This window comes from Streptomyces glaucus (genome assembly GCF_039533365.1).
GTDB lineage: Bacteria > Actinomycetota > Actinomycetes > Streptomycetales > Streptomycetaceae > Streptomyces > Streptomyces glaucus.
In genome coordinates this window covers 52,756-73,406 of the sequence record NZ_BAAATK010000009.1, presented here as the reverse complement: position 1 = coordinate 73,406, position 20,651 = coordinate 52,756, and the positions used below count along the sequence as shown (strand labels likewise).

Here is a 20,651-nt window from a genome sequence, read left to right as displayed (position 1 = left end):
GAGACGAAACATCCTGATATGTCCGCTTCCAAGGGTTGGACTTCCGCTACTCCGTTCGGTGTCCGAAGCCGGGTTCCGGACGATTCCGGAATTGATCACGGGGCGCCCGAGCCGAACCCGCGGTGATCCCCAGGTGATCAATTCCGAGGCGGGCGCGCATTCCTTCACGGAAATTTCGCGCGTCCGGAGCGGGGTATGCCACGGCACTTATGTGAATGCCGGACGAGCACCGGCACCAATGTGACCCACCCGTCACTTACCGGGGGCCGACCGGGCTGCTCGGGGGAAGCCGGGGGCCTCAGGGGAGGGTCGGGTGCGGCGGCTCGGGAACGGCTCGGTAACCTATGGCCGCTGACAGACACTTAGCACGGCTTTATCCGCCGTCTCGCTCAAGTCAAGGAGTTGCCGCCGCCGTGAGCAGCAGCCTTCGACGCGGCGCCCTCGCCGCCGCCGCCATCGCGTTCTCGATCGCCTCGCTCGCCGCGTGCGGCGCCGGTCACAAAGCCCAGACCCTGCAGGTCAAGCCGGACAACGCGGCGACGACCGTCGGCGACATCCAGGTCCAGAACGTCGCCTTCATCACCCAGTCCGACCAGGAGACGGCGGGTCCGGTCGCGCTCTCCGCGACCGTGTTCAACAACGGCCGGACCGACCAGAAGCTGGAGTCGGTCAAGGTCGCCGGCGCGGGCGAGGCCGTCGAGCTCACCCCCGCCGAGAGCGGGAGCCTGACCGTCCCGGCCGGCGGTTCGCTCATCATCGGCGGCGAGGGCAACGCCTCCGCCGTCCTGTCCGAGGGCCGCCAGGTCATCCAGGACGGCAACGCCCAGAAGGTCACCTTCACCTTCGACAAGACCGGCGACGTCCACCTGTCGGCGCTCGTCGTGCCGGCCGAGCACTACTTCGCCTCCTGGGGCCCGTCCGCGGTCCCGGCCACGCCGGGCGCCGGCGCCACGCCGGCGCAGGGGGCCTCCGGGCAGCCGTCCGCGTCCGCGTCGGGCACGCCGGCCACCACCCCGACCGACGCCGCCTCCGCGAGCGCGACGGCGTCCGAGTCGGCCGAGGAGCACGCGGCCGGTCACTGAGCGGCCGCGACGACGTGAAGAAGGGCGGGACCCCTCCAAGGGGTCCCGCCCTTCTTCACGTCGTACCGCCGTCCGGCCTACGGCTCGAACTTGTAGCCGAGGCCGCGGACCGTCACCAGATAGCGCGGCGCCCCCGGGTCCGGCTCGATCTTGGCGCGCAGGCGCTTGACGTGGACGTCCAGGGTCTTGGTGTCGCCGACGTAGTCGGCGCCCCACACCCGGTCGATGAGCTGCATCCGGGTCAGCACCCGGCCGGCGTTGCGCAGCAGCATCTCCAGCAGGTCGAACTCCTTCAGCGGCAGGTCGACCTTGGTGCCGCCGACGGTGACGACGTGCCGGTCGACGTCCATCCGGACCGGACCGGCCTCCAGGGCGGCCGGGGCCACCTCCTCCGGCTCGCCGCGGCGGCGCAGCACCGCGCGGATGCGGGCGACCAGCTCACGCGAGGAGAACGGCTTGGTGACGTAGTCGTCGGCTCCTATCTCCAGACCGACCACCTTGTCGATCTCGCTGTCCTTGGCGGTGACCATGATCACGGGGACGTTGGAGCGGCTGCGCAGCTGGCGGCACACCTCGGTGCCCGGCAGCCCGGGCAGCATCAGGTCGAGGAGTACGAGGTCGGCGCCGTTGCGCTCGAACTCGTCGAGTCCGTCGGGCCCGGTGGTCGCGACGGCGACCTCGAAGCCCTCCTTGCGGAGCATGTACGACAGGGCGTCGGAGAAGGACTCCTCGTCCTCGACGACGAGCACACGGGTCACGGAAGGACCTCCGGAGCGGGAAGCGTTTCGTACGGGGATGTGTGGGGGGAAGTCGTGGACCGCCCGGCCTCGCCGTCGAGACCTGCGCGTTCCGCGCGGGCGGAGACCTGCTCGGCGCGGTCGCGGGCCGCTCCCGCCTCCGGCAGCCGCAGGGTGAAGGTGGAGCCCTGGCCTTCGGCGCTCCACACCGTGACCTCCCCGCCGTGCGAGGCGACCACGTGCTTGACGATCGCCAGCCCCAGCCCCGTGCCGCCGGTGGCACGGGAGCGGGCCGGGTCGACGCGGTAGAAGCGCTCGAAGATGCGCTCCTTGTCCTTGTCGGATATGCCTATGCCCTGGTCGGTGACGGCGATCTCGATCATGTCGCCGCCGGGTGCGCCGACCCTGCGGGCGGCGATGCCGACGCGGGTGCGGGCGGGCGAGTAGTTGACGGCGTTCTCGACGAGGTTGCCGAGCGCGGCGGCGAGCTGGCCGCGGTTGCCCCACACGTGCAGGTCCGCCGCGCCCGCCCGGCGCCCGCCGGCGCCCTCGGCGGAGGGTTCCTCGGCCCCCTTGATCGAGGCGGCCATGGTGATCTGCTTGGTGCCGGCCGCATGCCGGCAGCGGTCGATGGCCTCGGCGACGAGCTCGTCCACGCGCACCGGCTCGGCGTCCTCCAGGGGATCGTCGTTCTGCACCCGGGAGAGGTCGATGAGCTCCTGCACGAGGTTGGTCAGACGGGTCGCCTCGATCTGCATGCGGCCGGCGAAGCGCTGGACCGCCTCGGGGTCGTCGCTGGCGTCCATGACGGCCTCGGAGAGCAGGGAGAGCGCGCCGACCGGGGTCTTCAGCTCATGGCTGACGTTCGCCACGAAGTCGCGCCGCACCGCCTCGATGCGGCGGGCCTCGGTGAGGTCCTCGACCAGCAGCAGCACCAGCCGGGAGCCGAGCGGCGCCACCCGCGCGGAGACGGCGAGGGCCTCGCCCCGTCCGGTGCCGCGCCGGGGCAGGTCCAGCTCGACCTGCCGTATCTCCCCGTCCCGCCGGGTGTCGCGGGCCATCTGCAGCATGGGCTCGACGGCGAGCTTGCCGCCGCGGACCAGGCCGAGGGCGTAGGCGGCCGAGCTGGCCTTGACCACGGCGTCCGCCTCGTCGAGCACGACGGCCGAGGAGCGCAGCACGGAGAGCACCGTGTCCACGCCCGGCGGCAGCACGGGGTCGGTGTGCAGGGAGGTGCGGGTCGGGCGCTTCTGCTCCCGCTCGCTCCAGCGGAACGCCAGCATGGCGATGACACCGGTGAGCACACCGGCGATCGCTGCCGCTGCGGCGACCGCCGCGTTCACGTCCATGCGTCCAGGTTAGGCACGGGGTACGACATCCCCACAGCAGTCAGGGGGCGACCTCGAACACTCGTCGCCCAGAGTTCACCTTGGAGCCAGTATTGGTTCATTCGGGATGCCGGAAACGGTCGCGTACGGGCCGGAACGTGGAACCGTGGGGGTACGGACCGGCCCGGTCACGGCCGGCGGCCGCGGTTGCCGCCGCTCCCGGCAGGGCACCGGCGGAGCTGCGGCAGGACACTGACAGGGCACCGATACGGCCGGGCACCGGCGCCCGGACCCCCGAACGACACGTACGAGAGGAACCCTGATGCGGGACGCGTACCACGAGGAACTGGACTCGATCGGCGACGGTCTGGTGGAGATGGCCCGGCTGGTCGGGTCGGCGATCGGGCGCGCCACGACCGCCATCCTCGACTCCGACCTGAAGCTGGCCGAGAGCGTGATCGAGGCCGACCAGAAGATCGACGAGCTCCAGCACGACCTGGAGGCGCGGGCGATAGCCCTGCTGGCGCGGCAGCAGCCGGTGGCGACGGATCTGCGGATCGTGGTGACCTCGCTGCGGATGTCGGCCGACCTGGAGCGCTCCGGCGACCTCGCCCAGCACGTGGCGAAGCTCGCCCGGCTGCGCTACCCGCAGCGCGCGGTCCCGCAGGACCTGCACGCGACCATCCTGGAGATGGGCCAGCTCGCCCAGCGCCTGATGGCGAAGGCCGCCGAGGTGATCATCACCAAGGACATCGACCTGGCGCTGCAGCTGGAGCAGGACGACGACGCGATGGACCTGCTGCACCGCACGCTCTTCCAGCACCTGATCGACGACCGCTGGAAGCACGGCATCGAGACGGCCGTCGACGTGACGCTGCTCGGCCGCTACTACGAGCGGTACGCCGACCACGCCGTCGCGGTCGCCAAGCGGGTGGTGTACCTGGTGACGGGCGAGCACGCGGACGAGCTGCAGCCGGACATCCAGCCGGTCGCGCAGGTCGAGGGGGCCTGAGGGGCCGGGCCGAGCGGGGCCGCGGCCCGGCCCGGCCCCGGCGCGAAGGGGCCGGAGCGAGGCGGGCGCAAGCCACTGTGCGCCGTTGATGCGCCCAGCGGAGCAGGCGTCCAATGGGCCCAGGCACCAGCCTCGAGGAGGGACCATGGCCGAATCCCCCAGCACGACGCCCGACCCCGCGCAGGAACGCCGGACCGAGCAGCCCGCCGAGATCAGGAACCTCACGCTGATCGGCGCGTGCGGCTGCGGATCGGGCTGCGGCTGCGGGTGCCAGTCGGGCGCGCCCTGTCAGTGCGGCTGACGGCGTACGCCGCCACCGGTCGCGTACGACCCGAAGGGCTCCGGTGCCGACGCCGGGGCCCTTCGGCGTGCGGTCGCCCTCGCGGACGCGGACGGGCCGGGGGCCGGGAGGGCCTGGGACGCCCGAGGGCGCTCACGCCCGACCGGCAACAGTGCCCCCTCGTCCCAGCTCCCCCGGAAACCACACCAACCTCCCGCTCTCTCAAGGAAGTTCGCGGATTCACGGCTGCCTCGAAGGGGGATTGCCATAAGGTGCGGCCACGGAATCCGGGGAGCGGCGACGGGGGGACCCCAGTGTCCTTGTCCAGGCGGAGTGCGTCCGGGACGCGTTCGTCCTTACGCGGGCGCGTCACGCTGCTGTGCCTGCTCCTCCTGGTCGTGGGCAGCCCCTGGGTACAGGAGCACGTGCTGGACCTCTACGTGGCGCAGTACGGGAACCACCCCGTGCGATGGCTGGTCGAGGGGGCGTTCGTCCCGGGGTGGGCGGTGTCCCCCGACGAGTACCTCAGCGCGTCCGTGGTGGTCGTGAACGACCTCAGCGTCCTGGTCCTCGTCGTGGCGCTCGCCTCCGCCACGACGTGGCTGGCGAACCGCGGGGCCCCGGGCCGGTTCGCCTGCCTCGTCGTGGGCGTGCTGGTGTCCGAACTCGTGGCCCTGCTGCAGTGGGGCCTGTTCGAAGTCTTCGTCGACGAGGCGGACCTGTCCCTCGGCGACCTGCGGAACCACCTGCTGCACGCGCCCCTCGCCTTCGGCCTGGTAGCAGGGGTGCTCCTCGCCCTCCTGGTCGCCGGGCCGCCGCGGGCCGGGGGCTCCGGGTTCACCGGCCCGCGCCGCGCCGGATCCGCCGGCGCCGCCAAGGCGCCGCTCCGTCGGAGGAAGGGAGAGACCGGTATGGCGGCCTCGCAGGTGCACACGCCGGTCGGGAGCGCGCCGGGAGACGTCACCCGGTATCTGTGCGCCGCGGCCCACGTCGACGAGAGGTTCGCCGACCGGGTGGTGGAGGACGTCCTGGCCGACGAGACCGGCGCCGTGGCGCCCTCGCCCGATGTCGACCTGGTGGCGGTGGCCCGCCACTGCCTGGCGGCCCGGGAACTCCGTCACCGCCGCGACCTGCGGCTGGCGGGGACGTTCGGGGTGGTGGCGGTGCTCGCACCGCTCTGGCTGGTGTTCACCGCGGTGCTCCTGTCGCTCGTCACGGCGGCGGACCGCTCCCGGCCGGGCCGGGCCACCCGTGGCCGTCTCCAGCCCGGCGGCGGGGTGCTGGTGAACGCCGGCGTCAGGGCCGGGGCGGCGGCGCTCGGCGCCTTCCTCCTCGGCACCGCCGTCGCGTCGCTGCCCGTGTCCGGTTTCCCGGGCTGGCTGCTCGGCGCCTACCTGGCCGGGGTGCCTGCCGCGCTCGCGTCCGTCGGCGCGATGCTGTTCGCGTACGTGACGGTGGCGCGGCACGAACTGGACACCGACCGGCTGCTGCGCACCACCATGACCCGCGAGGCGTTCGCGCGGCAGTCCCCGCCGCCCCTGCCCCGAGGGGAGTGGCTCGCCGACCGGCTGGCGGCCGTCGAGCGGGCGCGGGACGGGAACGTCACCGTCTACAGCGGGTTCTCCCCGTTCATCGGCTACGCGGAGACCGTCTCCAGCTGGTCGATCGCCGTGCCGCTGCTGCCCGCCGACGACCCCGTCGACACGGGGGCGGGCCCCGGTGAGCCGGAGGCCTTCACCGTCGTCGAACTCGTCGGCCACCTGCGCGCACGGCTCCGCGCGATCGCCGCGCGCGGCGACGCCGGGGGGACGGCCGACGCCGACCCGGAGGCCCTCGGGTCCCTCGTCGTCGAGGACCGGATCTTCGCGAACGGCACGATCGTCGGCGGCGACAGCCGGTTCACGGCGCCCGACGGCCTGGCCCCGGCCGCACGGCTGTCGCCCGAGACGGTCGAGGAGATCATGCTGCGCCCGACCGGCGCGGTCCGCCACTGCCTGGCGGTCCACGTGCCGCTGTGGGGCGGGGACGTGGTGCCGAGCGTGTTCCTGCACTTCGCCGCCGCGGGCAGGACCCTGCACCTGCACTGCGACGTCCATGTGCTCGGCCCCGTGGACGCCGCCTACCACGTCGTGGACCACCTGAGCGATCCCCTCACCCCCGAGCGGCGGCGCGGGCTGCTGGTGACCGCCCTCTCCCGCACCGGTCCCGCGTTCCTCCGCGCTCCGTCCCGCGCGCTGCGCCACGCCCGCTTCGAGGTCCGGCACACCCGGCGGACGGTGGACGAACTGACCGCCATGGAGCAGGACCCGCTCTTCGACCAGGGCGCCCGGCTGAGCGTACGGGAGATGGCGCTGAGCCCCGAATACCACAACTACTTCCAGGTCGTGGACGCCGGACGGATCACGTCCGCGGTGGAACGCCACGCCCTCGCCGCGATCCGCGCCTTCCTCGACGCCCGCGGCTACGACACCACCGACTTCCGCAGTCAGCAGCAGACCATCCTCAACCAGGGCCTCATCCAGCAGGGCGGCATGAGCATCATCGGCAACCAGGCGATCGGCGCCGGGGCCAGCGCCACGCAGCACGTCACGCAGCAGCCGGGACCGGCCGCCGCCGGTGCCGCCGGCGGCTCCGGGAAGTAAGGAGTTCCCATGGGCAACGACGACGGCCGTCACGACCCTCCCGTCAACAACGGCCTGGTGATCAAAGGCGGCACCCACTACGTGGGCAACCAGGCGATCGGCCACCGCGCCCAGGCGTTCTCCGGCTCGGTCGGCTTCCGGGCGCAGGACACCGGGCAGGCCGCCCGCATCGGCGAACTCCTCGCGCAGATCGAGCAGTTGCTGGAGCAGCACCGCTCGGAACTGGCCGACCCCGACGCCACCACCACGGAACTGCGGCGCCTGCGCGAGGAACTCGACGAGGAGGAGCCGCAGCCCCCGGTCCTGCGCCGCGCCCTGGACCGCCTGACCGCGTTCGCCCAGCCGGTGGCCCCGCTCGCCGTCGCGGTCGGGGAACTGGCGCAGGCGGTGCGGGGAGTGCTGGGGGCCTGACGGAGCGTCCGGGCGACGGCGGCGAACCGGCCGCCCCTGCTCGCGGGACGACCGGACGGCTGCCCCGCGCCGTTCCGGAGACGGCCCGCAGGCGGCGAAAAGCCCCCCTCCCGGCGGGGAACCCGCCCAGGGACGGCCCAGCCCTGCCCGCGCAGGACCGTCTGGCCGGCGCCGAGGTCTTCGATACGGTGTCTGAACCTCAGCCGACGAAAAACAACCACGACGGCGAGTCAGCCGGCCGGCCAGGCACGCGTGTGCCTCGCTGCACCCCCACCGGCCTCGGCCACGCTGCCGTTGCCGTCGACCGGAGCAACCCGTAACGGCCGGCCCGTGACCACAGTGCCCGAGCCCTCGGCTCGGGAAGCTGCGCGTCTTTGGGGCCGGCCCCGGCGCTGACCTGGATGAGCGGTTTGCTCGGGGCCTCGACGGGCGCTGCCCCGGTCACCGCGGTCGCCCGCTGTTCCCCGCGCGATCCGGTGCGGTTGTGGTGCGGTCCGTCGGCGTTCTGAACCAGCCCAGGGACCTGGGCAAGTACCTCAAAGGTGCTGCTTCGCTGCGCCGACGAGTCGGCTGATGTCGTCGCGGGTCCGTGCTCTCAGCTCGTCCAGCTCAGCCCTGGCGTCCGCCTTCGACAGTTCCGTGATGTCCGCCAGCACGTCTTCCGCGGTCCGGCTCAGCCTGTTGTCATCCGTCAGCATCTGCACCCGGAACAGGGCCTCCTGGGCGCTGGAGCGCAAGTCGTAGGCGCGGATGCGCACCGCGTCGGGGTCCTCCGGTGGCGGCTGCTCATGCTCACAGAACCACAGATGGATCAGACAGCGGCGATAGTTGACCAGTGCGCCGGCGTAGGCGGAGTAGGCGTCGAGTCGCTCCTGCCGAAGCTTCTCGCGGCGGGTGAACTGATGGCTCCTGTCGGTGGTGCGCTGCTGGAACGCCAGAGTGATCCCCGACCCAAGCAGGGTTCCAAGAACGGCTATGGCGCTGGCGATGATGGACTCCACGCCTCAAGCTGATCACGTCTCGCCGCCATGGGTGGGCCGCCGGCCCAACTTTGGCGCCAAGTCGGCGATGCCCTCGGCATTCCTGGTGGGGGGTGGCTCTCGTCTCCGTCGGTGCATCGCGGGGATCCGTGGCGGGATACCGGAACGCGCAGCTGGACAAGGGCATGTGGTCACGCCCTGCCTCGCGTTCTGCCTGGCCCCCGGGAGCTCCCGTTCGTCCTCGTCGGCGGCGCGATCGGCGCCCCCGGTGTCTGGTCCCGCAGCACCGAGGGTGGCCCCTGCCGTGACGGTGTTCCTGCCGGCCTTCCAGGTGGAGGTCAGGATTCTCACGAAGCCTCGCTCGTAACCGGACACGGCCCGCGACGGCCCAGAGGTAGCGAAAAGCCCCCTCCCGGCGGGGAACCCGCAGGCAGGGGGCTTGTTCGGGGCGGTTACTTCTTCTTGCCCTGGTTCTTGACCGCTTCGATCGCCGCCGCGGCGGCCTCCGGGTCGAGGTACGTGCCGCCGGGGTTGACCGGCTTGAAGTCGGCGTCCAGCTCGTAGGAGAGGGGGATGCCGGTGGGGATGTTCAGGCCCGCGATGTCCTTGTCGGAGATGCCGTCGAGGTGCTTGACCAGGGCGCGCAGGCTGTTGCCGTGGGCGGCGACCAGGACCGTGCGGCCGGTCAGGAGGTCGGGGACGATGGCGTCGAACCAGTACGGCAGCATGCGGACGACGACGTCCTTCAGGCACTCCGTCTGCGGGCGCAGCTCCGGCGGCAGCGTGGCGTAGCGCGGGTCGGAGAACTGGGAGTACTCGGCGTCGCGGTCCAGCGGGGGCGGCGGGGTGTCGTAGGAGCGGCGCCACAGCATGAACTGCTCCTCGCCGAACTCGGCGAGCGTCTGGGCCTTGTCCTTGCCCTGGAGGGCGCCGTAGTGGCGCTCGTTCAGGCGCCAGGAGCGCTTGACCGGGATCCAGAGGCGGTCGGCGGCCTCCAGCGCGAGCTGCGCGGTGCGGATGGCGCGCTTCTGGAGGGAGGTGTGGACCACGTCGGGGAGCAGACCGGCGTCCTTGAGCAGCTCGCCGCCGCGCGTCGCCTCCTTCTCGCCCTTCGGGGTGAGGTTGACGTCCACCCAGCCGGTGAACAGGTTCTTCTCGTTCCACTCGCTCTCGCCGTGGCGGAGGAGGATCAGCTTGTACGGTGCGTCGGCCATGTCTCAGAGCGTAATCCAGGTGTTCGCCCTCGCGCGTGGCCGCCCGGCAGCCGGACGTTTGACGGCATCTGTTAATTGAGTGGTGCCCCGATCACCCCTGCTCGTAAGTTGTGGATGCCGCCTGGGACGCTTACATCTTCCGCGTCTCCCGCGTTCCTCGCACCTCTTCTCACATCCGGGGGGACCTCCATGCCGCTCGCCCAGCTGAGACGTGCCGCGCACGAGACCGTCGCGGGGCTGCCCCGGGCGTTCTGGTGGCTGTGGACCAGCACGCTCGTCAACCGGCTCGGCGGTTTCGTCGCCACCTTCATGGCGCTGTACCTGACCCTCGACCGCGGCTACTCCGCCTCGTACGCCGGTCTCGTCGCCGCGCTGCACGGGCTCGGCGGGGTGATCTCCTCCCTGGGCGCCGGGGTGATGACCGACCGGCTCGGGCGGCGGCCGACGCTGCTGCTCGCCCAGGCGTCCACCGCGGTGTCCGTCGCCCTGCTCGGCTTCGTGCAGCACCCGGTCGCCATCGCGGCCGTCGCCTTCCTGGTCGGCATGGCGAGCAACGCCTCCCGGCCCGCCGTGCAGGCGATGATGGCCGACATCGTGCGGCCCGAGGACCGTATCCGGGCCTTCTCCCTGAACTACTGGGCCATCAACCTCGGATTCGCCGTGTCCTCCATGGCGGCCGGGTTCATCGCCGAGGTCAGCTATCTCGCCGGGTTCCTGATCGAGGCGGGGATGACCTTGGTCTGTGCCGTCGTGGTCTTCCTGAAGGTGCCCGAGTCGCGGCCGGCCGCCGCGCCGGGGGACGCGGAGGGCGAGGACCCGGTCGGCCTCGGCACCGTGCTGCGCGACGGGCGGTTCATGAGCGTCGTCGGGCTGTCCTTCCTCGTCGCGCTCGTCTTCCAGCAGGGGTCCGTGGGGCTGCCGGTCGCCATGGGCGAGGCCGGGTTCACCCCGGCCGACTACGGTCTGGCCATCGCCGTCAACGGTGTGCTGATCGTCGCGCTGCAGATTCCCGTCACCCGGTTCGTCGAGCGCCGGGACGCCCGGCGGCTGCTCGTGGTGTCGTCGCTGCTCGCGGGGTACGGCTTCGGGCTCACCGCCTTCGCCGGGTCGGTCTGGGTCTTCGCCCTCACCGTCTGTGTGTGGACCCTGGGCGAGATGGTCAACGCGCCGGTGCAGACCGGGCTCGTCGTCCGGCTCTCCCCGCTCCGGGGGCGCGGCCGCTACCAGGGCATGTACACGCTGTCCTGGTCCGTCGCCGCCCTCGTCGCCCCGCTGATGTCCGGCTTCGTCATCGACCGGCTCGGGGCGGAGTGGCTGTGGGGGATGTGCGCGGTGATCGGCACGGGGGCGGCGGCCGGGTACGCGGCGCTGATGCGCCGGCTGCCCGCCGAGGAGACCGGGGAGGCCGAGGAGACCGGAGAGGCCGGGAAGGCCGGGGGGACCGGGAAGACCGGCGAGGCGGCGCCCGCGCGGCCTCCGGCGGCCCGGGCGGAGGAGGTCGGCGCGGCGTGATGCCGCCGGCCTCCCGGCGCCCGGGAGGCCGGCGGGCACGCTCACGGGTGCATCCGCGCCCCCTTCAGCACCTTGTCCACCGCGTTCTTCGGCCCGTACACCGCGAGCCCCACCAGGTCCAGCTCCTCCGTCCGCACGGCCCGCACCGCCGCCCGGTTGTCGCGGTCGTTGCCCGTGGTGAACAGGTCGCTCGTGAACAGGGCGCGGGGCAGGGACCGGGACAGCACGCGCGCGTGGGCCCGGGTCAGCGTCTCCTTCGTGCCCTCGAAGACCAGGACCGGCTGGCGGAACATCGGCAGGTAGGACACGCCGTCCGCGTCCTCGTACGGCTCCCCGATCACCTCGGGGACCTGGGTGCCCAGGCCGCTGACCAGGAAGGCGGTGACGTTGAGGCGCTGCCAGGGCTCCAGGTCCTCGCGGAGCAGGACGGCGATCTTGGTGTCGAAGCGGATGGGCTCGGCGTGGTCGTTCATGCGCCCCACACTGCCGACGGGCCCGCCGCGGCGTCTTGTACGTTCTTTGCATGGCCGCGCAACGGGAGGTCTCCGCCTGGCGCCCGCAGATCCCGGGCGTCGTGGAGGTCTTCCACGCCCGCTTCACGGAGTACGCCTACCCGATGCACGTCCACCAGGCCTGGACGCTGCTCATCGTCGACGACGGCGCCGTGCGCTACGACCTCGACCGGCAGGAGCACGGCACCCCGCACGACACGGTGTCCCTGCTGCCGCCGCACGTGCCGCACAACGGCTCCCCCGCCACCCCGGACGGCTTCCGCAAGCGGGTGCTGTACCTGGACACCTCGCTGCTCGGCACCGACCTCATCGGGCCCGCCGTCGACGCCCCCGACCTGCGCGACCCCCTGCTGCGGCGGCGCGTCGGCCGGCTGCACACCGCGCTGGCCCGGCCCGGGGAGGAACTGGAGGCCGAGAGCCGCCTGACGCTCCTCGGCGAGCTGCTGCGCGCCCGGCTGCGGCCCCGCTCGGCCCCGCCCGCCCCGCGCCCCGACCCGCCCCTCGCCCGCCGGCTGCGCGACCTCCTCGACGAGCGGCTCGTGCCGGGGATCACGCTGACCGAGGCCGCCGCCCTGCTCCAGGCCCATCCCGCCCATCTCGTACGGGCGTTCAGCGCCGCCTTCGGCATCGCGCCGCACCAGTACCTGAACTCCCGCCGCGTCGACCGTGCCCGCCGGCTGCTCCTCGCCGGCCGGCCGCCGGGCGAGGTCGCGGCGGAGACCGGGTTCTTCGACCAGTCCCATCTCACCCGGCACTTCCGGAGGCTGGTGGGGGTCACGCCGGGGCGGTACGCGCGCGGGGCGGGTGACCGGGCCGGCGCGGCCGGCTGACCGGGGAATCCGCGGAAGCCGTCCCTCCGGCGATCCCGCCGGATAGCGTCGCCTCCATGGAGGATTCACGAAGTACACGGAAGGCACAGGAATTCCAGGATTCCGGCACCGACTCGCGCCCCCCGCGCGCCGGACGGGCCGGACGCGTCTCGGCCGCCGTCGCGGGGGCGGCGGCCCTGGTGGCGCTGAGCGTGGGCGTCGCCCTCGCGGACGGCGCGGAGGACGAGCGGCCTTCCGGCCCCACCCCGTCGGCCGGCGAGCCGTTCCCGGACCCGTCGCCCGAGGAGGGCACCGCCGTCCCCGGCGACGGCACCGGCGGCTCGACCGACGGCGGCACGGGCGGCTGGGACCCGGGCCCCCCGCCCAGCCCGAGCGACGCACCGAGCCATCCGCCGACCACCGGCGAACCCGCCCCCGGCGAGCCCTCGGCCGGCCCCTCCGCGCCGGCCGACCTGGCGGAGCTCGACCGGCGCATCGCGGAACTCGACGAGAAGGTCGACCAGTTGCCCACGAAGAAGGAGCTGGCCGACGCCCTGCGCGCCTTCGCCGACGAACTCGACGGCTAGGCGGACGGACGAGCGGGCGGGACGGGCAGGAGAGCAGAGGACGGGAAGCGGGCGAACCGCGCGGGGCCCCCGGGCCGTTCGCCCGCCCGGGTCCGACGGGACCCGGCCGGCCGCGGGCGGCCCCGGCGGGCTCTCCTCCTGGCTTACTCCTGGGTCCGCCGCGTGAGGTGCGCGAAGGCGTCCAGGTTGCGCGTCGACTCCCCCCGCGACACCCGCCACTCGTACTCCTTGCGGATCGCCGACGCGAAGCCCAGTTCCAGGAGCGTGTTGAAGGCGCCGTCCGCCGCCTCCAGGACCTGGCCGAGCAGGCGGTCGATCTCTTGCGCGGTCACGGCGGACAGGGGCAGCCGGGCGGTCACGTAGACGTCGCCGAGCCGGTCGACGGCGTAGCTCACGCCGTACAGCTTCAGGTTGCGCTCCAGGAGCCAGCGGTGGACGGCCGCCTCGTTCTCGTCGGGGTGGCGGATCACGAAGGCGTTCAGGGAGAGCGAGTGCCGGCCGACGATCAGGGAGACCGTCGTGGAGAGCTTGCGGGTGCCGGGGAGCTTGACCACGTAACTGCCGGGCGCGGGGCTCTCCCATTCCAGTTCGGCGTCCTCCAGGACGGCCTCGACGGTCCGCGCCGCCGTCTTCTCTCCGTCAGCCCTGTCTCGATCAGCCATGGGGGGAGCGTACGCGACGGCGGTGGGCGTGCACGGCGGCCATGTAGACGTCGGCGGTGGCGGCGGCCGCGGTGTCCCAGCCGAAGGACTGGGCGTGCCGGGCGGCCGCCGCGCCCAGCCGGGCGGACAGCGTGGGGTCGTCGGCGAAGTCGCCCAGTACGCGCGCGTAGTCGGCGGGGTCGTGGCCGCGCACCAGAAAGCCGGTCTCCCGGTCGCGCACGGCCACCGGGAGGCCGCCGACCGCCGCGGCGAGGACGGGCGTGCCGGCCGCCTGCGCCTCTATGGCGACCAGTCCGAAGGACTCGCTGTAGGAGGGCATCACCAGCACCGAGGCGGCCCGGAACCAGTCCGCGAGCCGGTCCTGGCCGACGGGCGGGCGGAACCGTACGACGTCGGCGATGCCGAGCCGCGCGGCGAGCTTCTGCAGTCCCTCGGGCTTGGCGAGGCCGCTGCCGCTGGGGCCGCCGACGACCGGGACGACGATGTTCGCCCGCAGCTCGGGGCGCTGGTCGAGCAGGACGGCGACCGCGCGGAGCAGCACGTCGGGGGCCTTCAGGGGCTGTATGCGGCCCGCGAAGAGCGGGATCAGGGCGTCCTGCGGGAGACCGAGCCGGGCGCGGGCGGCGGCCCGGCCGTCGGCCGGGCTGAAGCGGTCGAGGTTCACGCCGGGGTGCACCACGGCGACCCTGGCGGGGTCGGCGGAGTAGTGCCGGACGAGTTCGCCGGCCTCCTCGGCGGTGTTGGCGATCAGCCGGTCGGCGGCGGCGACCACCTGCGTCTCGCCGATGACCCGGGCGGCGGGCTCGGGGGTGTCGCCGTCGGCCAGGTTGGCGTTCTTGACCTTGGCCATGGTGTGCATGGCGTGCACCAGGGGGGCGCCCCAGCGCTGGGCGGCGAGCCAGCCGACGTGGCCGGAGAGCCAGTAGTGCGAGTGCACCAGGTCGTAGTGGCCGGGGCGGTGACCGGCCCACGCCTGCATCACGCCGTGCGTGAAGGCGCACAGCTGCGCCGGCAGGTCCTCCTTGGCGAGGCCCTCGTAGGGGCCCGCGTCGACGTGCCGGACGAGGACGCCGGGGGCCAGTTCGACGGTGGGCGGCAGGGCGGCGGTGGTCGCGCGCGTGAAGATCTCGACCTCGATGTCGATCGCGGCGAGCCGCTGGGCGAGCTCCACGATGTAGACGTTCATGCCGCCGGCGTCGCCGGTGCCGGGCTGGTGCAGCGGGGAGGTGTGCACGGAGAGCATGGCGACCCGGCGGGGACGCCGGTGCAGCCTGAGCCGCGGGGGGGACGCCGGGGAGCGACGCCCGAGCCTGCTGACGTACTGGCTCACGTGGCGTTCCTCCTTGCTGCGGGCGGGCCTTGCGGGGGCACACGGCACCCCCCGGAGGGATGCAACACCGGAGGGCGGCACTCCATTTCCCGGTTCACGGGCTTTGCCGAATCATTACCAGCACTCGCTCAACTGTTCGGGCGCAATCCGCGTGGCGGGTGCGCGGCGGGCGGGGCGCGGTCCTGTGCGGAGGCTGCCGCGCGGACGGTGCCGAACGGGAAGGAGCGGGGGATCGAGCGGGGCGCGCGGCGGGCCCGGCCGCACGGGTACCCGCCTACCCTCGTATCCATGACAGCCCGCGCAGCGCCCCTCCCCCGCTCCCGGCCTCGCCCGAACAGGGGGACCCCCGTGGTGGGGACGGTCACGCGCGGGACGACCAACCCGAACCGGCTGCGCCGGATGGACCGCTGGATCGCGGCCGTGCACGGCGCCGAGCTGCGCCGCGCCGCCGACCCCGTCGTCGTCGACCTCGGATACGGGGCGGCCCCCTGGACCGCGGTCGAGCTGCTGCACCGGCTGCGCGCGGCGGCGCCCCGCACGCGCGTGGTGGGCGTCGAGATCGAACCGGCGCGGGTCGCGGCGGCCCGGCCGTACGCGCGTGAGGGGCTCACCTTCCGGCACGGCGGCTTCGAGATCCCGATCCCCCAGCGGCCGCTGCTCATCCGCGCCGCGAACGTGCTGCGCCAGTACGAGGAGGGCGAGGTCGCCGGCGTCTGGGAGCGGCTGTGCGCCCGCCTGGCCCCGGCCGTCGGGCACTCCCGCGGCGGGCTGCTGGTGGAGGGGACCTGCGACGAGATCGGGCGCCGGCACGTCTGGGTCGCCCTCGGCCCCGAGGGGCCGCGCACGGTCACCTTCGCGACCCGGCTGGGCTCCCTGGAGCGCCCCTCCGACCTCGCCGAGCGCCTGCCGAAGGCGCTGATCCACCGCAACGTCCCCGGCGAACCGGTGCACGCCTTCCTGCGCGACTTCGACCGCGCCTGGGCCGCCGCCGCGCCCTACGCCTCCTACGGCGCCCGCCAGCGCTGGATCCGCGCGGTGCGGGACCTCACGGGCCACTGGCCGGTGACGGACGGGCCGGCGCGCTGGCGGCAGGGCGAAGTGACCGTGCGGTGGGAGGCGTTGGCGCCGCGCGGCTGACGGCGTGGCGCGCCGGGCGCCGGGCGCGGCGCGCGGGGAACGGGGCGCGGGGAACGGTCGCCGCGGGCCGTTCGTCACGGCGGGGGGATCGCCGGGCGGACGGGCCGGGACGTCGGAGGCGGGGAGGGGGGCCGGGCGGGCGGCGGGGAGCGCCGCCCCCGTACGGCCGTCGCACGGCCCTGCCGCCGCGCGCACGGCCTCTGTCGTTCTGCGCGCCGGCATGGCACGATCCCCCCGGCGACCCGGGCTGCCGGCGGTCGATCAGTGGGGGGACACGGGTATGGGAACGGGCAGGCGTGGCCTGATCACGGCGGCCGTGGCCGTGCTCTGCGCGGTCACCGCGACGGCACCGGGCACGGCGTTCGCCGCACCGGCTCCGGCGCCCTCCCCGAGCGCCTCCGCCGGCGCCTCCGCGACCGCCGCGCCCGGCGAGGACCTGGAGGCCGTGCGCGAGCGGCTCGACACGCTCTACCGCCAGGCGGCCCGCGCGACGGACCTGTACAACGCCGCCGAGGAGAAGGTCCGGAAGCAGTCCGCCGAGCTGGCCGGACTGGCGAAGAAGACCGCCGAGGGCCGGGCGAGGCTGGCCGGGCTGAGAGACCGCGCGGGCGCCGCCGCCCGCGCCCAGTACCGCACCGGCGGCCTGCCGGACGAGGCCCGCCTGATGCTCAGCGACGACCCCCGGGAGTTCCTCGACGGCACGGGCCGGGTGCTCCAGGGCGAGCGGGCGGCCGACGGCCTGATCGGGGAACTGAACCGCGCCCAGGAGGACTTGGAGCTGTACGCCCGGGACGCCTCCGCCCGGTGGCGGAAGCTGGAGGAGAGCCGCAGGGCCGAGGCCGAGGCGCGGAAGCGGGTCGAGAAGCGGATAGAGGCCGCCGAGAAGCTGGAGTCCCAGCTGGAGCAGGAGGAGAAGGAGCGCCTGGCCCGGCTGGAGCGGGAGGCCGCCCAGCGGGCGCAGACCGCCTGGCTCGGCTCCGGCGTCCTGCGGGAGATCGACGGCGCGGCGTCCGAGCAGGGCAGGAAGGCGGTGGAGTTCGCCACCGCCCAGGTGGGCAAGCCGTACGAGTGGGGCGCCGAGGGGCCGGAGACGTTCGACTGCTCCGGGCTGACCTCCCGGGCCTGGGCGGCGGCGGGGCTGGCCGTTCCGCGCACCTCGCAGCAGCAGTGGCGGCAGCTGAAGCGCGTCGACGTCGGGGCCATGCGCCCCGGCGACCTGATCGTCTACTTCGCCGACGCCAGCCATGTGGCGCTGTACGTCGGCGACGGCACCATGGTGCACGCCCCGCGCCCGGGGCGGACGGTGACGACGGCGGGAGCGGGATCGATGCCGATCCTGGGAGTGGTGCGGCCGGACGCGTGAGGGCGGCGGGCGGACGGGCCCCGGGCCCGCGGCGTCGCGCGCCCGGGGCGGTCCGGGGCCGCGGAACCGGCCGTACGGGCCCCGGCCGCCGGACGCGCGGGTCCCGCCCGCGCCGCGCGCCCTGTGACGCACTCCACGCCGAACCGGTCGCCAAACCCGTTCAGGACGTGACGTTCGTCATCCCCGCCCCCGGCCGGGACGCCCAACTGCCGTGCGGGAAGCGGCAGATGACGGCGGTGGACGGGCCGACGGCGTGCGTCGCGTCATTCCGCCGCGGTATCGGCACCCGCTATGGTCCCGGCTTGGGGCATCCCCGCTCGACCGGACCGGAGAGCTCGGGGAAGGGCCGAGACCCTCGCCCCCGCCATGCCCTCGGGGGGAGGGAAGGAACCCGAGAAGATGCCCGTACCCGTACCGCGGCAGAGAGCGATCCCGGCCGTGGAGAGCGGTCAGGCGCAGGCCGCGTCCCCAGCCGCCGGGCCCTCCGGGGAACGCTCCGCGGAAGGGGCGCACCGCGCGGACACCGCCCGGACCACCGCGGACAAGACCGGGAACACCACTCACGCCCATCTGACGCTGCTGCTGATCGAGGACGATCCGGCCGGCTCGCCCATCGTGCCCGACCTGCTCGACCAGGCCGGCAAGCCGATCCGCGTCCGCACGGCCCGCAACCTCACCGAGGCCGAGCGGCTGCTGACCGACGACGTCCACTGCATCCTGCTGGACCTCGCCCTGTCCGCGCCGGGCCGGGCGGGCGACGAGGACGACGAGCTGGCGGTGCTGCGGCACGTGCTGGAGCTCGCGCCCCGGCACGCCGTCCTCGCGCTCACCGCGTCCGGCGACGCCGAGCGCGGCGCGGAGGCGGTGCGGGTGGGCGCCCAGGACTACCTGTTCCGCGACGAGCTGGACGGCCGGCTGCTGAGCCGGGCGATCCGGTACGCCGTGGAGCGCAAGCGCTCCGACTCGGCCGAGCGGCGGCTCGCCGAGAGCCGGGTGCGCGCGCAGGAGAACCGCCGGCTGCAGCGCGGCCTGCTGCCCACCCCCCTGCTGGAGGGCTCCCCGCTCCGCTTCGCCGCCCGCTACCGCCCGGGCCGCTCGCGCGCCCTGCTCGGCGGCGACTTCTACGACGTCGTCCGCACCGCGGACGGCACCGTGCACGCCATGATCGGCGACGTCTGCGGCCACGGACCGGACGAGGCGGCGCTCGGCGTGGAGCTGCGCATCGCGTGGCGCGCGCTGACCCTGGCCGGGCTCTGCGGCGATCGGCTGCTCGGCACGCTGCAGGAGGTGCTGGAGCACGAACGGGCGGACGACGAGATCTTCGCGACGCTGTGCACGGTGGACATCGCGCCGGACGGCCGCCGCGCCGGCCTGTGTCTGGCGGGCCACCCGGCGCCGCTGATCGCCGGTCCGGACCGGCCCGCGCGGCTGCTGCCGTACGAGAACAACGGCCCGGCGCTCGGGCTGCTGCCGGGGGCCCGCTGGCCCCGGATGCAGGTGGAGCTGGGCGCCGAGTGGAGCCTGATGCTCTACACCGACGGTCTGATCGAGGGCCGCGTCGGCGCGGGCCGGGAACGGCTCGGCCAGGAGGGCATGGTGGCGATGGTCCGCCGGCAGATCGCCTCCGGCCTGCGCGGTGAGGAGCTGCTGCGGGCGGCGGTGAACGAGGTCCGCGACCTCAACGGCGGCGAACTGGCCGACGACGTGGCGGTCCTGCTGCTGGACCGGGCGCGGTGATCCCGCCGGGCCGGCGGCCCGGACGCCGGGACCCGGCGGCTGCCCGGGCCGGTTCCGCCGGGCCGGCGGTCCGGGTTCCGCGGGCCGGGAACCGTCCCGGCGGGCGCCTCACCGTCCGCCGTTCCACGGCCCGTACGGCCCGTCGCTGCTGGAGCCGCGGCGGCTGCGGCCGCCGCCCGGGAGGCCGCGCAGGGCCGGCCGGACGTCGACCATGTACACGATCGTCGCGATGAGACCGATGATCGGCAGGAACGACAGGATGTTGAAGATCAGGTTCACCACGAAGGCGAGCCCGAGGATGATCAGCCAGAAGGGCTTGGTCTGCTTGTCGGCCGCGCGGTAGGCGTCCTCCCGGCGCGTGGCGGCGTCGATCAGCGCGAAGCCGCTGAAAAGGATCAGGGCGATGCTCAGCAGCCACATGAACCCCGCGAACCCCTGCATCAGCACAACGTCCACCACCAGACTCGGGTCGTCCTCTACGCGGTCACCGTACCCGCAAGCGCAGGTCCGCTACCCGCAGAACGGGCCGGGCACTCCCGAAGTGCCCGGCCCGCGCGGGGCGCCGCCGTGTCACTCGGCGGACGTCGTCCTCCTGGGGGTGGCCTTGCGCACCGGGGCCTTCTTGGCGGCGGCGGCCTTCCCCTCCGAGTCGTCGTCGGTCCCGGTCCCGCCGGCCCCGGTCCCGGCGGGCTTGACCCCGTTGGTCCCGGCGGGCTTGGTCTCCTCCTTGGCCTCGGCCGGCTCGGGGTCCGGCTCGACGGCCACGGCGAGTTCCTCCACGCCCTGGGCGAGGTCCTCGATGCTCTCGGCGGCCTCGCCGCGCCAGGTGCGCACGGCCTTCTCGCCGTGCTCGGCGACCTTCTCGTAGGTCTCCCGGGCCTTGACGGCGTACTCGGCGGCGACACCGACCCCGCGCAGCGCGAGGTCCTGGGCGGTCTCGCCGAGCTTCTTCAGGTCCGCGTCGAAGTTGCTGCCGAGCTTCTTCAGGTCGGTGTCGAGGGTGTTGAGGAACCCGCCGACCTTGGCCTGGAGGGCCTCCTGGGTCTCCTTGACGCGGGCGGTCGCCTTCTCCTGGACGGCCTTCGGGTCGGTGTTGCGCACGGCCTCGATCCGGGCCGGGGCCTCGGCGCGCAGCTGCTCCACCAGGGCGGGCACCTTCTTGGCCTGCCGCAGGGCCAGGTCGGCGGTGCCCGCCGCGAAGTAGAGCGGGGTCGGGTCGCTGAGGGTCTTGCGCAGGTCGTCGGTGATGGCCATGGTGCTGGTCCTCCGGATCGTTCGGCTGGGGGTGGTGTGGGTCCCGCGCTGGAGGCCGGCTG

The 20,651-nt window shown here is 73.9% G+C and carries 20 protein-coding genes; 11 read left to right on the top strand and 9 right to left on the bottom strand.

Going from position 1 to position 20,651, the window contains the following annotated elements:
• The first annotated feature begins 413 nt into the window (after positions 1–413).
• Complete coding sequence (locus ABD363_RS09435) at positions 414–1,082, top strand: copper chaperone PCu(A)C domain-containing protein (RefSeq protein WP_344601615.1); 669 nt, start codon at positions 414–416, stop codon at positions 1,080–1,082.
• A gap of 77 nt (positions 1,083–1,159) precedes the next feature.
• Here ABD363_RS09435 and phoP read toward each other — a convergent pair whose 3' ends face one another.
• Positions 1,160–1,840, bottom strand: a complete 681-nt coding sequence (gene phoP, locus ABD363_RS09430) for a two-component system response regulator PhoP (RefSeq protein ID WP_344601613.1) — start codon at positions 1,838–1,840, stop codon at positions 1,160–1,162.
• Positions 1,837–3,168 (bottom strand): two-component system sensor histidine kinase PhoR, encoded by a 1,332-nt coding sequence (gene phoR, locus ABD363_RS09425; RefSeq protein ID WP_344601611.1) that lies wholly within the window; start codon positions 3,166–3,168, stop codon positions 1,837–1,839. The genes phoP and phoR overlap by 4 nt, the downstream gene beginning before the upstream one ends.
• A 301-nt stretch (positions 3,169–3,469) precedes the next feature.
• On the opposite strand from phoR, the gene phoU reads away from it, so the two are divergent.
• From phoU to ABD363_RS09405, 4 genes are all read left to right on the top strand, one after another.
• A complete protein-coding gene (gene phoU, locus ABD363_RS09420; RefSeq protein ID WP_344601609.1) occupies positions 3,470–4,159 on the top strand; it encodes a phosphate signaling complex protein PhoU in 690 nt (229 codons plus the stop codon).
• 145 nt (positions 4,160–4,304) lie between these two features.
• A complete protein-coding gene (locus ABD363_RS09415; protein WP_344601607.1) occupies positions 4,305–4,460 on the top strand; it encodes a hypothetical protein in 156 nt (51 codons plus the stop codon).
• Positions 4,461–4,753: 293 nt separating this feature from the next.
• On the top strand, positions 4,754–7,081 hold the full coding sequence (locus ABD363_RS09410; protein WP_344601605.1) for a hypothetical protein: 2,328 nt from the start codon (positions 4,754–4,756) through the stop codon (positions 7,079–7,081).
• Positions 7,082–7,090: 9 nt separating this feature from the next.
• Positions 7,091–7,492: a DUF5955 family protein gene (locus ABD363_RS09405; protein WP_344601603.1), complete on the top strand. Its 402-nt coding sequence runs from the start codon at positions 7,091–7,093 to the stop codon at positions 7,490–7,492.
• Between the two features lie 536 nt (positions 7,493–8,028).
• Here the strand turns inward: ABD363_RS09405 and ABD363_RS09400 are convergent.
• Together ABD363_RS09400 and ABD363_RS09395 are read right to left on the bottom strand one after the other, a co-directional pair.
• Positions 8,029–8,493 (bottom strand): hypothetical protein, encoded by a 465-nt coding sequence (locus ABD363_RS09400; RefSeq protein ID WP_344601601.1) that lies wholly within the window; start codon positions 8,491–8,493, stop codon positions 8,029–8,031.
• 431 nt (positions 8,494–8,924) lie between these two features.
• The gene (locus ABD363_RS09395) at positions 8,925–9,686 is read right to left on the bottom strand and encodes a phosphoglyceromutase (RefSeq protein ID WP_344601600.1); all 762 of its coding nucleotides are present in this window, start codon (positions 9,684–9,686) and stop codon (positions 8,925–8,927) included.
• 189 nt (positions 9,687–9,875) lie between these two features.
• On the opposite strand from ABD363_RS09395, the gene ABD363_RS09390 reads away from it, so the two are divergent.
• Positions 9,876–11,198, top strand: coding sequence for an MDR family MFS transporter (locus ABD363_RS09390; RefSeq protein ID WP_344601598.1), 1,323 nt, complete (start codon positions 9,876–9,878; stop codon positions 11,196–11,198).
• Between the two features lie 41 nt (positions 11,199–11,239).
• Here the strand turns inward: ABD363_RS09390 and ABD363_RS09385 are convergent, their stop codons facing one another.
• Positions 11,240–11,671, bottom strand: coding sequence for a DUF2000 family protein (locus tag ABD363_RS09385; protein WP_344601596.1), 432 nt, complete (start codon positions 11,669–11,671; stop codon positions 11,240–11,242).
• 50 nt (positions 11,672–11,721) lie between these two features.
• Here ABD363_RS09385 and ABD363_RS09380 point away from each other — a divergent pair, with 50 nt between their 5' ends.
• Complete coding sequence (locus ABD363_RS09380) at positions 11,722–12,540, top strand: helix-turn-helix transcriptional regulator (RefSeq protein ID WP_344601594.1); 819 nt, start codon at positions 11,722–11,724, stop codon at positions 12,538–12,540.
• Between the two features lie 56 nt (positions 12,541–12,596).
• Positions 12,597–13,106 carry a hypothetical protein gene (locus tag ABD363_RS09375; RefSeq protein ID WP_344601592.1) on the top strand — a complete coding sequence of 170 codons (510 nt, stop codon included), beginning with the start codon at positions 12,597–12,599 and terminating at the stop codon, positions 13,104–13,106.
• 143 nt (positions 13,107–13,249) lie between these two features.
• On the opposite strand, the gene ABD363_RS09370 is transcribed toward ABD363_RS09375, so the two are convergent.
• Both ABD363_RS09370 and mshA read right to left on the bottom strand, forming a co-directional pair.
• On the bottom strand, positions 13,250–13,768 hold the full coding sequence (locus ABD363_RS09370) for a type III secretion system chaperone family protein (protein ID WP_344601590.1): 519 nt from the start codon (positions 13,766–13,768) through the stop codon (positions 13,250–13,252).
• The gene (gene mshA, locus ABD363_RS09365) at positions 13,761–15,098 is read right to left on the bottom strand and encodes a D-inositol-3-phosphate glycosyltransferase (protein WP_344601588.1); all 1,338 of its coding nucleotides are present in this window, start codon (positions 15,096–15,098) and stop codon (positions 13,761–13,763) included. The genes ABD363_RS09370 and mshA overlap by 8 nt, the downstream gene beginning before the upstream one ends.
• Positions 15,099–15,449: 351 nt before the next feature.
• Here mshA and ABD363_RS09360 point away from each other — a divergent pair, with 351 nt between their 5' ends.
• The 3 genes from ABD363_RS09360 to ABD363_RS09350 all read left to right on the top strand — a co-directional run bounded on the left by ABD363_RS09360 (position 15,450) and on the right by ABD363_RS09350 (position 19,335).
• Entirely contained in the window at positions 15,450–16,235 is a 786-nt protein-coding gene (locus tag ABD363_RS09360; RefSeq protein ID WP_344601823.1) for a class I SAM-dependent methyltransferase, read from the top strand.
• Positions 16,236–16,515: 280 nt separating this feature from the next.
• Entirely contained in the window at positions 16,516–17,598 is a 1,083-nt protein-coding gene (locus ABD363_RS09355) for a C40 family peptidase (RefSeq protein WP_344601587.1), read from the top strand.
• A gap of 399 nt (positions 17,599–17,997) precedes the next feature.
• A complete protein-coding gene (locus ABD363_RS09350) occupies positions 17,998–19,335 on the top strand; it encodes a PP2C family protein-serine/threonine phosphatase (RefSeq protein WP_344601585.1) in 1,338 nt (445 codons plus the stop codon).
• Positions 19,336–19,443: 108 nt separating this feature from the next.
• Here the strand turns inward: ABD363_RS09350 and ABD363_RS09345 are convergent, their stop codons facing one another.
• Positions 19,444–19,776 carry a DUF2516 family protein gene (locus ABD363_RS09345; RefSeq protein WP_344601821.1) on the bottom strand — a complete coding sequence of 111 codons (333 nt, stop codon included), beginning with the start codon at positions 19,774–19,776 and terminating at the stop codon, positions 19,444–19,446.
• 129 nt (positions 19,777–19,905) lie between these two features.
• Positions 19,906–20,589, bottom strand: coding sequence for a hypothetical protein (locus ABD363_RS09340; protein WP_344601583.1), 684 nt, complete (start codon positions 20,587–20,589; stop codon positions 19,906–19,908).
• Positions 20,590–20,651 lie beyond the last annotated feature (62 nt).

What these genes read in the sequence shown, in the direction of transcription:
- phoR (WP_344601611.1), bottom strand. Translation starts at nt 3,168, where the DNA reads ATGGACGTGAACGCGGCGGTCGCCGCAGCGGCAGCGATCGCCGGTGTG.
- phoU (WP_344601609.1), top strand. Translation starts at nt 3,470, where the DNA reads ATGCGGGACGCGTACCACGAGGAACTGGACTCGATCGGCGACGGTCTG.
- ABD363_RS09415 (WP_344601607.1), top strand. Translation starts at nt 4,305, where the DNA reads ATGGCCGAATCCCCCAGCACGACGCCCGACCCCGCGCAGGAACGCCGG.
- ABD363_RS09405 (WP_344601603.1), top strand. Translation starts at nt 7,091, where the DNA reads ATGGGCAACGACGACGGCCGTCACGACCCTCCCGTCAACAACGGCCTG.
- ABD363_RS09395 (WP_344601600.1), bottom strand. Translation starts at nt 9,686, where the DNA reads ATGGCCGACGCACCGTACAAGCTGATCCTCCTCCGCCACGGCGAGAGC.
- ABD363_RS09390 (WP_344601598.1), top strand. Translation starts at nt 9,876, where the DNA reads ATGCCGCTCGCCCAGCTGAGACGTGCCGCGCACGAGACCGTCGCGGGG.
- ABD363_RS09385 (WP_344601596.1), bottom strand. Translation starts at nt 11,671, where the DNA reads ATGAACGACCACGCCGAGCCCATCCGCTTCGACACCAAGATCGCCGTC.
- ABD363_RS09380 (WP_344601594.1), top strand. Translation starts at nt 11,722, where the DNA reads ATGGCCGCGCAACGGGAGGTCTCCGCCTGGCGCCCGCAGATCCCGGGC.
- ABD363_RS09375 (WP_344601592.1), top strand. Translation starts at nt 12,597, where the DNA reads ATGGAGGATTCACGAAGTACACGGAAGGCACAGGAATTCCAGGATTCC.
- ABD363_RS09370 (WP_344601590.1), bottom strand. Translation starts at nt 13,768, where the DNA reads ATGGCTGATCGAGACAGGGCTGACGGAGAGAAGACGGCGGCGCGGACC.
- ABD363_RS09355 (WP_344601587.1), top strand. Translation starts at nt 16,516, where the DNA reads ATGGGAACGGGCAGGCGTGGCCTGATCACGGCGGCCGTGGCCGTGCTC.
- ABD363_RS09350 (WP_344601585.1), top strand. Translation starts at nt 17,998, where the DNA reads ATGCCCGTACCCGTACCGCGGCAGAGAGCGATCCCGGCCGTGGAGAGC.
- ABD363_RS09345 (WP_344601821.1), bottom strand. Translation starts at nt 19,776, where the DNA reads ATGCAGGGGTTCGCGGGGTTCATGTGGCTGCTGAGCATCGCCCTGATC.
- ABD363_RS09340 (WP_344601583.1), bottom strand. Translation starts at nt 20,589, where the DNA reads ATGGCCATCACCGACGACCTGCGCAAGACCCTCAGCGACCCGACCCCG.